We start from the raw sequence: 12,596 nt of genomic DNA on the forward strand, positions 1-12,596 counted from the left end.
CCTAGGCCAGCACCGACACCGTCTGCACGTTGGTGTATTCCAGCAGTCCGTCCAACGCGTTCTCCACGCCCACGCCGGACTGCTTGTGGCCGCCAAAGGCCACGTTTGGCGACATGACATGGATGTGGTTGATCCACACCGTGCCGGTTTCCAGCCGACGGGCGATGGCCTGCGCCCGGGCCACATCACGGGACCAGACCGACCCGCCCAGCCCATACTCGGTGTCGTTGGCGCGGCGGACGGCCTCGTCGACGTCGCGGTACTTCAGCAAGGGCAGCACCGGGCCAAACGCCTCTTCCACCACGCTGCGCGCATCATCGGGCGGGTTGTCCAGGATGGTGACCGGCACGAAATAGCCCTTGCCCTCGGGCACGTCTCCGCCCGTCAGAAAGCGCACGCCGGTGCGGTGGGCATCGGCGATCAACTCCTTCACGCGCTCGTATTGGACCCGGTTCTGGATCGGGCCCAGCCCCGTGCCGGGCTGCGCGCCGTCGCCCACCACCACCCCGGCCGCGACCGTTGCCAGCGCATCGGCGAAGGCGTCGTAAATGGACTCGTGCACGTACAGGCGCTTGGTGGCCAGGCAATACTGCGACGAATTGCGGAACGCGCCCCAGAACAGCTTGGCCGCCGTGTCTTTCACGTCCACATCGGGCAGCACGATGGCGGCGTCGTTGCCGCCCAGTTCCAGGGTCACGCGCTTCAGACGCGCCGAGGCGCTTTGCATCACGCGGCGGCCCGTGACCGTCGACCCGGTGAAGGCGATCTTGTCGATACCCGGATGCTCGGTCAGCCACGGCCCCAGACGGTCGCCGCCACTGATCACGTTCAGCACGCCGGGCGGCAACACATCGCGGAACAGCTCGCCCATCTTCAGCGAAGTCAGCGGCGTGTACGGCGAAGGCTTGAGCACCACCGTGTTGCCCGCCAGCAGCGCGGGCGCGATTTTCCAGATGGCCAGCGTCATCGGGAAGTTCCAGGGCGAGATCGCCGCCACTACACCGATCGCGACGCGCCGCGTTTCAAACAGATGGCCCGCGCCGTCGTCATAGCGGTCCACCGGCAGCTCGCGCGCGGCAAATTCGCGCAGCCACACGACGCACCGGCCCACTTCCGACCTGGCGTCCGCATGGGGCTTGCCTTGTTCACGCGTCAACAGGCGCATGAACCCGTCGGCATGCGCCTCCAGGCGGTCCGCCATCGCACGCAAGGCCTGCTGGCGCTCGGCGATGGGCCGGTCGCGCCACGGGCCGAACGCGGCGCGCGCGGCGGCGATCGCGGCGTTCAATTGTTCGAGCGACGCGTCGGGCGCCGCGGCAATGCGCGCCTCCGTGGCCGGGTTCAACACATCGAAGGTCTGCGCGGAAGACTCGCCGCGGCCGTCCAGCGTCATCGTGTAATCGGAATCCAGATTCAACGTCATGGGTGATTAGCCTGAGAAGAGGTGATAGAGGCCGCATCGGCGCCGAGCGCACCGGGGGTAAGCAACAGCCGTCCCACGACGCGCCCCGCAGCCAGGTCGGCCAGGGCGGATTGCGCATCGTCCAGGCACCGGCATGCCGTGGGAATGGCGCGGGGTTTGCGCTCGCGCACCAGCGTCATCAGCGCCTTGAGTTCGTCCAGGTTTCCAATGTAGGACCCTTCGATGCTGATGGCGCGCATGGGGATCAGCGCGGGCGACACGGTAAGTTCGCCGCCGAACAGGCCAACCAGGATCAACTGCCCGCCTTTGGTCAGCAGGTCCATGCCTTGCTGCACGGTCGCCGCCGCCCCCACGCAATCGATCACTGCCCAGACGGCGCCAGCCGCCTGCCGCACCTGATCCGGCGCATCCGTCGCACGGGCATCCACCGCCGCGTGTGCCCCGGCCGCCAGCGCCGCGCCCCGTCGCGCGCCGTCGGGCTCCAGCACGACGACATTCCGGCAACCCAGCGCGCACAGCAAGGTAACGCACATCAGGCCCAGGCCGCCCGCGCCCACCACCACGACGCTCTCTTCTTTCAACACCTCGGCCGGGATCTTCTGGATGGCGCTGTACGTCGTCAGTCCCGAACAGGCATAGGGCGCGGCCTGGGCGGGCGACAGGTCGCCGATGCCGACCAGATAGCGCGCGTCCGGCACCATGATGTGATCGCTATAGCCGCCCGGCCGGAAGATGCCCAGGAACCGCGGCGCGGCGCACAGGTTTTCGCGGCCGCGGCGGCACACCTTGCATTCGCCGCAACCAATCCACGGGTAGACCAGAAAGCGTTGCCCTGGCCGCACATCTGGCGCATCGGGACCGGCCGCGACGACTTCGCCCACGGTTTCATGGCCCAGCGTCAACGGCAGCGTCACGCCACGCTGCGCCATGCGCAGGCGCTTCTCGCCCCCCAGGTCGTAAGCGCCTTCCCAGGTATGGATATCGGTGTGGCACACGCCCGCCGCCAGCACCCGCAACAACACCTGTGCGCCGGCCGGGGCCGGCGTTGGACATTCATGACGGGCCAGCGGCTCGCCGAACGCCGCAACGTCGTAGCTGATCATTCCGCGCCTCCGGCGGCTTTGGCCAGCGCGCAGCCGCCCTTGTCCAGCGGACGGAACGCCACGTCGCCGGGGATCATGGCGACCTGCTTGTAGAGGTCCCATTCCCCCTTGGATTCCTCGGGCTTCTTCACCTGGAACAGGTACATGTCGCGCACGACGCGGCCGTCCACGCGCAGCGTGCCGTTTTTAGTCATGAAGTCGTTGACGGGCGTCTCGCGCATCTTCGCCATGACCGCGTCGGCGTCTTTGGTGCCTGCGGCCTTCACGGCGTTCAGGTAGTGCGTGACCGCGCCGTACGTGCCCGCCTGCGTCATGGTGGGCTTGCGGCCCACCTTGTCCTGGAAGCGTTGCGACCAGGCGCGCGTGGCGTCGGTCTGATCCCAGTAGAAGGCCTCGGTCAGCAGCAGCCCCTGCCCCAACGGCAAGCCGATGGACTTCACGTCTGATAGAAACGCCAGCAACGCCACCAGCTTCTGCGGGCTGCCCGGGCGCCCGATGCCGAAGTCGGCCGCCTGTTTGATGGCGCTGATGACGTCGTTGCCGCCCAGCGCCAGGCCGATGATGCCGGCCTTGGAGCTTTGCGCCTGCAACAGATAGGAGCTGAAATCCGGCGAGTTCAACGGCGAGCGCACCGCACCCAGCACTTTGCCTCCCTTTTTTTCGATGACGGCCGACGCGTCGCCCTGCAAGGCGTAGCCGAACGAATAATCCGCCGTCAGGAAGTACCAGTTCTTTCCGCCCTGGTCCGTCACCGCCGCGCCCGTGCCGTTGGCCAGTGCGTAGGTGTCGTAGGTCCAGTGCACCGTGTAGGGCGAACACGCCTTGCCCGTCAGCTCCGACGTGGACGCGCTGGTCACCATGACGACTTTCTTCTTTTCCCGGCCCAATTCACTGATGGCCAGGGCCAGCGCCGATGTGGGCAGGTCGGTGATCATGTCCACGCCGTCCTGGTCGATCCAGCGGCGCGCAGCCGCGCTGGCCACGTCGACCTTGTTCTGCCCGTCGGTGAACACCAGTTCGATCGGTTTGCCTAGCACCGAGCCGCCGAAGTCCTGTACCGCCATGCGCGCCGCTTCGACAAGACCCTTGCCGCCGATGTCCGAATACGCCGAACTCATGTCGGCCATGACGCCGATTTTCACGGGGCCCGCCGCGGGTTGCGCCTGCGCGCTGCCAGCGGCCAGGGCCGCGCCCGCCAGCGCGAACGTCAGTTTCAGAATTGCCATGGACTTGTCTCCGTTGTCGGTTGGCGCCGTCTATGCGGCGTATTGCTCTGGGGAGCGTCCTTTTGTATCGTAGGCACGCGTTTTCGCCTTCGTCCAAAGCGACGATTTTTCAGTTCCGCGCGGGTTAACCCGGGGCGATGCCGCACTGCACAGACCCTTCGTCCCACAGGCAGCTCATGCGTCATTCGTATTCGGTGGAACACGCGCTGGCCAGCGGCAAGTTCAGCGCGCCGGCGCCTCACGGCGACCACATCGCCCGGCAGCGGCTATGCGAACAGATCTGCCGCCCGGACGGACCCAAGGTCGTCGTGGCGCGGGGTCCGGCGGGCTATGGCAAGACGACGTTGCTGGCGCAATGCCAGGCGCTGATGCTGGCGCGGCCCATGCGCACGGCGTGGCTGACGCTGGACCGCGCCGACAATGACCTGTCGCGGTTCCTGCGGTGCCTGACGGCGGCGCTGGGCCCGCTGTCGGGCGCCGCCGCGGCCTCGTTGCGCGAAGGCGGCGGGCCGGACGACACGCTGGCCCTGGCGCTGGTCGAAGCCGTCGCATCGCAGTCCGCGCCCTTTGCGCTGATCCTGGACGAATTCGAAGCCATCACCGCGCCCGCCGTGCTGGACTTGGTCCAGGACCTGATCGGCAGCCTGCCCGCGCATGGCCGGCTGTTGATCGGGTCGAGGCATACGCCCGGCCTGGCGCTGGGACGGCTGCGCGCCGCCGACCAGCTGCTGGAGATCGATGCCGCGCAGCTCTGCTTTTCCGTGGACGAAGCGCACCATTTCTTTTCGCGCCGCCTGCCGGCGCTGACGCCTGCCGAGGTGGCGCAACTGCATCGCAAGACCGAAGGCTGGATCGCCGCGCTATGCCTGGCCGGCGCCAGCCTGTCGCGCCAGCCGTCCGCCGCCGCCTTTATCGAGCGCTTTTCAGGCAGCGACCAATCCGTGGCCGACTATCTGGCTGAAGACGTGTTGGCCAGCCAACCGCCCGAGCTGCAGCGCTTCTTGCTGCACACCAGCCTGCTCAAGCAGCTAAGCGCGCCGCTATGCCAGGCGCTGTTGCCGGACCTGGACTGCGCGCGGCTGCTTGCGCAGCTGGAGCATGGCCACGTGCTGCTGACGCGTTCGGCCACGGACGCGCGCCACTACCGCTATCACAGCCTGTTCGCCAGCTACCTGCAATCACAGTTGCGGGCGCAAGCGCCCGGCGATATCGCGCGGCTGCATCTGGCCGCTTCGCGCTGGTACGCCGAACAGGGCCGGCCCGTTCCCGCCATCGACCACGCGATTGACGGCGGCGACTTCGAGCGCGCCTTGTCGCTGCTGCAGACCCATGCGGACGCCCTCCTGGCCGAGGGCCGCATGCGGCTGCTGGCGCGGTGGTTCACGCAAGTCCCGCCTGCGGTGCTGGCCACGCGGCCGCATCTGCTGGCGGTGCAGATATGGGCCACGTGCTTTACGCGCGGCCCTAGCGAGGCCTCGCAGCAATTGGAAGACCTGGGTCTTGCCCGCAGCCCCGATCCCGGCGTGCAGGCGCACGTGCGGGCGCTGCAGCCGCTGCTGTTGTCGATGATGGATCGGCAAGAAGACGCCTACGCCATCGGCATGCCCAGCGTCCAGGCGCTGGGCGCCACGTTGTCGTTCACCGAAACGGCGCTGGCCAACGCCATGGCCAACGTCGCAGCGGTGCTGGGCCGGTATCACGAAGCGCGCATGCTGCTGGACACCGCCCGCCGCGCGCAAGGCGGCGCAGCCGGCACATTCAATCTGATGTACTCCGAGGCGGTGGAGGGCATCATCGATCTGCAGGAAGGACGCATGAGGCAGGCGGGCGCGCGCTTTCGCATGGCGGTGCGCGCCACTCGCAACGGCGCCTATGGCCAGGCCAACGGCAACGCCTGGGCCGGCGTGCTGTACGCCGCGTGGGTGTACGAAACGGGCGACCTGGCGCAGGCCGCGCGGCTATTGCAGGTTTATGTGCCGCTGGGCCGCGACGTGGCGCACCCCGACCATCTGATCATGGGCTACCTGATGCTGTCGCGCGTGGCGTTCTACGACGGCGATGTCGAGCAGACCTTCTACTTGCTGGGCGAACTGGAATACCTGGGCCACCAGCGGCGCCTGCCGCGCATTGCGGCTAGCGCCCGCGTCGAACGCGCGCGCGTGCTGTTGTTGCAAGGCCACCCGCAAGCGGCGCGCGACGAGCTGCGGCGCGCCGACGATGCGGACTTGTGGAGCCGGGTGGAAGCGTTGCGCCTGCCCGCCAACGATCTGCTGACGCCCCGGCTTGGCCGTTTGCGGTGGGAGGCATACGCGGGCGACCCGGGTACCGCGCTGCGCCAGCTGGACCTGGACATCGGCCAGGCGGAAGCCACGCGGCGCATGCGCCGGGCGTACAAGCTGCAGCTGTTCCGCGCGGTGGCGCTGGACCGGGCAGGAGAGGACGCGAAGGCCGGCGACCAGTTAACTGCGGTGATCGCCATCGCGCAGGCGGAAGGCCTGTGCCGGGTGCTGGTGGATGAGGGCGCCTTGCTACATCGCCTGATCCATCGCCACGCCGCCACGCCGGCGGGCCGCGCCGGCATGACGTCCGACGGCGCGCGCGACTGGTGGGCGCGCTTTCAGGCGCAGGCGCCCGCCGACGCCGACGCCGTTGCGCCCGCGCCCGGCCCCGATCGCGCGGAAGCCCTGACACCGAAGGAACTGCGCGTGCTGCGCCTGTTGGCCGAAGGCCATTCCAACAGCGCGATCGCCCAACAATTGTTCGTCTCGGAGAGCACCGTGCGCACCCACCTGCGCCATCTGAACGTCAAGCTCAGCGCGGACAGCCGGACCCAGGCCGTGGCGCGCGCCCGCAGCGCGGGGCTGCTCTAGGCGGCGCGCTGCGGCTTATTCCGGCGAGTTGATCTGGTCGGCCGTGATGATTTCCGCCACGAGCACCTGGCCCGGACCGTCCAGGAAATACTCTTCCTTGCTGGGGTCGCGCAGCTTCATGTAGGCGTTTTCGCCGATCTGCATCGTATGGCCCGCCGCCAGTTCGGCGCCGCTCTCGCGCAGGTAGCCCATGATGTTGTTGAACATGTTGGAGTAGGTCTCGCCTTCATGGTGGCCGTCGGCCAGCGCCGCGAAGTCGGGCAAGCCGAACACGTCGCCGCCGAACGTGCGCATCCACACCCCATCCACGCCTTCGACCTCGTACTTCACGAAGCCGCAATACAGCATGTTCAGCGGCAACGTGCGCAGCAGGTCCAGGCTTTCTTCGCCCAGCGATTCGGCCTCGAACACGCCGGCCGGCAACGACGCTCGCGCATGCTCGTTCAGCACCGCCATCGCGCCGAAGCCCGTCAGCGCGCCTGCCACGGCGGCCAGCGCCACGTATTGCTCCAGCGGGTCTTCTTCAAACCCGGCGTAGTAAAGGATGACGTGGCTGGCGTGGCCACGAATCTCGTCCTTCACCGTGGCCGGGTAGTGCGCGGGCGCCACGCAGGCTTCCAATGCGTCTTTGGGATAGGGCGCATTGAAGCCCACCATCCGCACGACGTGCTTGTCCCAGCCGGCCAGGCCCAGGCATTCCGGCATGTCGGGCGCGATCTCGGTGCGCGCCTGGGCCATGGAGGGATGATAGGCGCGCAGCGCCGCCGTCAGCGTGTCTTCGGCGATGGCCAGTGGCCCGGCGAAGAGCACCTGCAAGCTAAGGGGATTCTCGATGGCCGGATTCGCGGACAGCGCGCAGGCGTCCGCGGTTTCTTCCTTGCGGCCAAAGAAGCGGGAGAAGATGCTCATGATTCGGGGACCTGGAAAATAAACGGGGGCAGTATACGGTTGCCCCGTTGGCCCACACCCGCGATGTCGCCAATGGACACATCTCTCACCGCCCGGCCGGCTCCAGCAAGCCATCCTTGCCGATGGCCTCCACCACGTAATCGATGAAGGACTTGATGCGCGACGAGATCGCGGTGTTGCGGTAGTACACCGCGTTGATCGGCTGCCGGACGTCCTGCGTCTGCTTGACCAGCAGCTGCTGCAACGCCCCCGACGCGCGGTCGCCCCGCGTCATGAAATCCGACAGGCAAACGATGCCGCCGTCGTTCAACGCCAACTGCCGCAGCGTTTCGCCGCTGAAGGCCCGCACGCCGGGCTTGACGTGCAACGGCTGGCCATCGCTGTCCAGCAACGGCCATTCGTTCAGCAGTTCCAGTTGGGAAAAGCCCAGCAGCGTGTGCGAGGCCAGGTCCGCCACGCGCTTGGGCGTGCCGTGCGCGGCCAGGTAGCCGGGGCTGGCCAGCACGCGCACACGGCTGGGGCCCAGCGACACCGCATGCAACGACGAATCCTTCAGCCGCCCGATGCGGATGGCCAGGTCCGTGCGGCGCTCCAGCAGGTCGATATTGCCCTCGTTGCTGTTGAGTTCAAGCTCCACTTGCGGATAGCGTTTGCGGTAGCCGGGCACCAGCGGCGCAATCACGTGCAGCATGAAGGGCGACGCCGCGTCCACCCGCAGCAGGCCGGCAGGCTGGTTGCGGCGCACGTTCATCAGGTCTTCGGTTTCCTCCACCGACGCCACGATCCGCCGCACCTGTTCCAGATAGGTCTTGCCCTCTTCGGTCAGCGCCAGCCGGCGCGTGGTCCGGCGCATCAGCGTGGTCTGCAGCTTCTCTTCCAACCGGCTCATGGTGCGGCTGGTGGCGGAAATGGTCTGCCCCAGCACGTCGGCGGCAGCAGTGATCGACCCGCTGTCGACCACTGCGATAAAGACCTGCATTTCGTCGAGCGTGGTTTTCATCATTGACGTTATATCAAAAGTCTTTCGCTGATACAGGGCTTTTTCAGCAAGTATCACCCGGGCACACTCGCTGCATTCCCGGACGACACGCGCCGGCCCGCACCCCCTACCATGGAGTTTTACATGAACATTCCCGCATTTGGCGTCGGCACGTTCCGCCTGCAAGGCCAGGCCGCTATCGATTCGGTGCGCAACGCGCTGGACGTCGGCTACCGGGCCATCGACACCGCGCAGATCTACGAAAACGAAGCTGCCGTCGGCCAGGCGATGGCCGAGTCGGGCGTGGCCCGCGAAGACCTGTTCGTCACCACCAAGATCTGGGTGCCCAACTATGCCCGGGACAAGCTTGCGCCCAGCCTGAAAGACAGCCTGGCCAAGCTACGCACCGACTACGTCGACCTGACCCTGATCCATTGGCCCGCGCCGGGCAATGGCGTGACCATCGCGGAATTCATGACGGCGCTGGCCGAGGCCAAGGCGCAAGGCCTGACCCGCCAGATCGGTATTTCGAACTTCCCCATCGCCGAAACCCGCGAGGCCATCGCCGCCGTTGGCCGCGAACAGATCGCCACCAACCAGATCGAACTCAGCCCGTACCTGCAGAACGCCGCGCTGACCGCCTTCCTGAAAGAGCAGGGCATCCCCGTCACGTCCTACATGACGCTGGCCTACGGCAAGGTGCTGAAAGACCCCGTGATCGGCCAGATCGCCGACCGTCATGACGCCACGCCGGCGCAAGTCGCACTGGCCTGGGCGCTGCAGCTGGGCTATGCCGTGATTCCGTCGTCGACCAAGCGCGACAATCTGGCCAGCAACCTGTTGGCCACGCAATTGAAGCTGACGGCGGACGACATGGCCGCGATCGCCGCGCTGGAACGCAACGGCCGCGAAGTCAGCCCGGAAGGCCTGGCGGCCGCCTGGGACTAAGCCGCCATCGCCACCGCCTCTTACCGAAGCTCCAGCGTCGCCCCGATCACCCGCAGGGTGGGCATCAGCTGCCGCCACGCCTCCTTCGCGATCGAGGCGGGGCGCGTCAGTTCCGCGGCGGCGGGGTCGTTCAGCAGGTCGCCCTTGCAGGCGAAGACGATGCTGTTGGTCATGTCGTCGTCCACCACTTCGAACATCGCGGACCCGAAGGCGGCGCGCACGCGGCTCAGGTAATCGTGGTGCTTGGGGTGGTTGACGTGGAAATTGATGACCAGGATGCCGTCGTCGCGCAGCGCGCGGTGGCAGTCGGCGTAGAACGCCTCGGAACAGAGGGCATCGGGAATGCCGCCCACGCCGAAGCCATCCAGGAAAATCACGTCGGCATGATCCGACAGCCCGCGCAGATGCACCGCCGCATCGGCCTGGATCACCGAGAAGCGCGCATCGTCCCGCGGCACCATGAAGGCGTCCCGCAGGGCGATGACGGCGGGATCGATCTCGACCACTTCGATCGCCGTCCGCGGCAAATGGCGGTAGCAGAACTTCGGCAGCGAACCGCCGCCCAGGCCCACCATCAGAATGCGGGCGGGTTCGGGGTTGAACAGCACGAAGCCCATCATCATCCGCGTGTACTCAAGCTCCAGCGCATCGGGATTGAGCACGGACATGCTGCTCTGGATCTCTTTCTGCGTGAAATGCAGGGTGCGGCGGGTGCCGGTGTTCTGGACGAAAGGCCGGTGGATGGCCGCCGGCTCATCGGGTTGCGAGGAATCGGCGGGGTACGTAGTGTCGGGCATTGGGCAGGGCAGGTGGAGAAAACAGCCACAAGATACCACCCGCCCCCAATCCCGATCAGGCCGCCACGGTTACCTCGGGCGTGCCGGACGCCACCGTCAGCACCGTTTGCGACGCCACCGCCGGCAGCGCGGGCGCCTTCGTGCCGTCCAGGGGCTTGAGTTTGTTGAAGACGCAACGCAGTTCCGTTGACGTCAGCGTCACCACGGCAAAGCCTTGCGCGTCGGTATCGATGTAGCGCAGCCAATTCGCGTTGAACTGCTTCAACGTATCGTTGAACGCGTTCTTCACCACGTCTGCGGCCTGGGTGTAGATCAGCGGCTTGGCCGGCGCGAAGGTGGGGTCGGTGTCGACGACGCTTTTGAAGTAGCTGAAGAACGAATTACTGGAAATGCCCGCGGTCACCAGGTCCACCATCACGGGCCTGGGCGTCGCGGCGTCGTAGTCGTCCATCACGGGGCCGGCGAAGAAGGCGTGGATATCGCCCGTCAACGCCACCAGGTTGCGCACGCCCGCATCGCGCACAAAGGCCATCAGGTCCTTGCGTTCGGCGTTGTATCCATCCCATTGGTCGGCATTCAGCAGATACTGGTCCAGCAGCAGCGACGGCGGCAATTGCGCGTCCAGCAAAGGCTTGATCTGCGCCGCGAACACGGTCGCGGGAATGCCCGCCTGCGCGTCCAGCAACGCCGACAACGCGGGATACGCGGTGACGGGCTTGCCGCTGCTGTGGTCTGCGCCCGCCAGGTCCTGGGCCAGTGCCGTCGTCATGAAAGGGACCAAGGGCCGCAAACCGGGCTGCGCCGCCGCCAGCCCCTGGGCCAGCAAGCCGGCAACGGCCTGCGTGCCATCGAACTGCATGCGCAGCAGTGAGACTTCATTGCCCCACAGATTCCACGCCGTGGTGCTTGCGCCCAGCTGCGCCTTCCACCAGTCGCGCTGGGTATTGCCCAGGATGGAGACGGGCGTCAGTTGTCCGCCGGCGTTGCTGATCTTCAGCGCTTCGACTTGCGAGAGCAGGCGCTTGGGAACGAAGTAGCGGCTGCCGATTTCGCTGCCTGCCTGCTGCTCGGGAAGGACATGGTCGGCGCGGTACAGGCGTTCATCCGTCATCAACAGCGTGGCCAGGCTGCCAAAGCGGAACGCGCGGTAGATCTGAAGGTTCTGGAACGACGGGTTGGCCAGATCCAGCGAGACATCGGCCGGCATGAATTCGAACCAGGCCTGGCTGGCGCTGCGGCGCCGAGACGTCCTGGGGGTTTCGTCGTCCGCGATGTCGTAGGTCTGGCGGTCCTGCCAGCAATCGTCCGAAAACTCGTGGTCGTCCCAGATGGCAATGATCGGAAAGCGGGCGTGCAACGCTTGCAGGCGCGGGTCCGAGCGGTAGCTGCGGTACAGGCTGCGGTAGTCGGCCAGCGTGGTGGCGTAGACCGCGCCATCGGCCCGCGCCGTGCCGTCGGGCAACGACAGCGGGGCGTGCGCGCTTTCGACGCCGCCCGTCTGGAAACCCGCCTTGACGGTCTCGTATACGTAGTCGCCCAGATGCACCACGAAATCCAGGTCCTGCGCGGCCAGTTCGTCGAAGCCGGCCCAATGGTTCACGCTCCAATCCTGACAGGAGATGAAGGCAAACTTCAATTTCGCCACGGCGGCGTTCTCGGCCGGCGCCGTGCGCGTGCGGCCCACGGGGCTCGTGCTGACGCCGGCCACGAAGCGGTAGTAGTAAGTGCTGCCGGCATCCAGGCCCGTGACCTTGTGGCGCACCGTATGGTCCCAATCAGGCTCGGCGCTGACGCTGGCGTCGACCAGCAATTGCGTGAACGCGTCGTCGCGCGCCAACTGCACCCGCACCGGGACCGCTGCGTCGTCGGCGCCGATCACGCGGGTCCACAGGATGATGCTGTCCGGCCGGGGATCGCCGGACGCCACGCCTTGCGGGTACTGGAAGCGGGCGGGCGGCGTGCCGCCACCCGGGTCGCCGCCGATATTGCCGCCGCCGTCATCGTCATCGTCATCGCTGCTGTTGCACCCCGCCAGGCTGGCGGTGGCCGCCGAGACGGTCAGGAAGCTGCCCCACTTGAGGAATTTTCTGCGGTCCATGTCGAGGAATGCCCACGGTAAGGCGGTGCCGGCGCGCGGCATCGCAAGGAAAGGATCGGGCAGACGGCGGCGCCAAGACCGCCGCGTGCCCTCGGCGCCGGTATTAGCGCACCGGGGCGTTGCATGGGCGTGACAGGCGCCGAAGGGGACTCGTCAGGCCGCATGGTTGATTCGTCATCTTGGCCTTGTCCGAAGGGGCGGGGTATTTCTACTCTGCCGCTATCCCCGTCGATGCGCCGCTAT

The 12,596-nt window shown here is 66.9% G+C and carries 9 protein-coding genes; 2 read left to right on the forward strand and 7 right to left on the reverse strand.

Annotated features, from left to right (window positions below; genetic code table 11):
• Position 1: 1 nt before the first annotated feature.
• Genes CQ050_RS22180 through CQ050_RS22190 form a run of 3 tightly spaced genes read right to left on the reverse strand, consistent with a single transcriptional unit; the run spans position 2 to position 3,752 of the window.
• Positions 2 to 1,423 carry an aldehyde dehydrogenase family protein gene (locus CQ050_RS22180; RefSeq protein ID WP_199196898.1) on the reverse strand — a complete coding sequence of 474 codons (1,422 nt, stop codon included), beginning with the start codon at positions 1,421 to 1,423 and terminating at the stop codon, positions 2 to 4.
• Positions 1,420 to 2,526, reverse strand: coding sequence for an alcohol dehydrogenase catalytic domain-containing protein (locus CQ050_RS22185; protein ID WP_105558980.1), 1,107 nt, complete (start codon positions 2,524 to 2,526; stop codon positions 1,420 to 1,422). The genes CQ050_RS22180 and CQ050_RS22185 overlap by 4 nt, the downstream gene beginning before the upstream one ends.
• Entirely contained in the window at positions 2,523 to 3,752 is a 1,230-nt protein-coding gene (locus CQ050_RS22190) for an ABC transporter substrate-binding protein (RefSeq protein WP_105558981.1), read from the reverse strand. The genes CQ050_RS22185 and CQ050_RS22190 overlap by 4 nt, the downstream gene beginning before the upstream one ends.
• Before the next feature lie 176 nt (positions 3,753 to 3,928).
• Between CQ050_RS22190 and CQ050_RS22195 the strand changes: the two genes are divergently transcribed.
• Complete coding sequence (locus CQ050_RS22195; RefSeq protein WP_105558982.1) at positions 3,929 to 6,622, forward strand: LuxR C-terminal-related transcriptional regulator; 2,694 nt, start codon at positions 3,929 to 3,931, stop codon at positions 6,620 to 6,622.
• A 15-nt stretch (positions 6,623 to 6,637) separates the two neighbouring features.
• Here CQ050_RS22195 and CQ050_RS22200 read toward each other — a convergent pair whose 3' ends face one another.
• Entirely contained in the window at positions 6,638 to 7,531 is an 894-nt protein-coding gene (locus tag CQ050_RS22200; protein ID WP_105558983.1) for a DUF4261 domain-containing protein, read from the reverse strand.
• 85 nt (positions 7,532 to 7,616) lie between these two features.
• Positions 7,617 to 8,531 (reverse strand): LysR substrate-binding domain-containing protein, encoded by a 915-nt coding sequence (locus CQ050_RS22205; RefSeq protein ID WP_105559036.1) that lies wholly within the window; start codon positions 8,529 to 8,531, stop codon positions 7,617 to 7,619.
• 123 nt (positions 8,532 to 8,654) lie between these two features.
• Here CQ050_RS22205 and dkgB point away from each other — a divergent pair, with 123 nt between their 5' ends.
• Positions 8,655 to 9,458, forward strand: coding sequence for a 2,5-didehydrogluconate reductase DkgB (dkgB, locus tag CQ050_RS22210; protein WP_105558984.1), 804 nt, complete (start codon positions 8,655 to 8,657; stop codon positions 9,456 to 9,458).
• Between the two features lie 20 nt (positions 9,459 to 9,478).
• Here dkgB and CQ050_RS22215 read toward each other — a convergent pair whose 3' ends face one another.
• Both CQ050_RS22215 and CQ050_RS22220 read right to left on the reverse strand, forming a co-directional pair.
• A complete protein-coding gene (locus CQ050_RS22215) occupies positions 9,479 to 10,255 on the reverse strand; it encodes a fused MFS/spermidine synthase (RefSeq protein ID WP_105558985.1) in 777 nt (258 codons plus the stop codon).
• 55 nt (positions 10,256 to 10,310) lie between these two features.
• Positions 10,311 to 12,353: an alkaline phosphatase gene (locus CQ050_RS22220; RefSeq protein WP_105559037.1), complete on the reverse strand. Its 2,043-nt coding sequence runs from the start codon at positions 12,351 to 12,353 to the stop codon at positions 10,311 to 10,313.
• Positions 12,354 to 12,596 lie beyond the last annotated feature (243 nt).

Origin of the sequence: Achromobacter sp. MYb9, assembly GCF_002975275.1 — a bacterium.
In the GTDB taxonomy this organism is placed as follows: domain Bacteria; phylum Pseudomonadota; class Gammaproteobacteria; order Burkholderiales; family Burkholderiaceae_B; genus Achromobacter.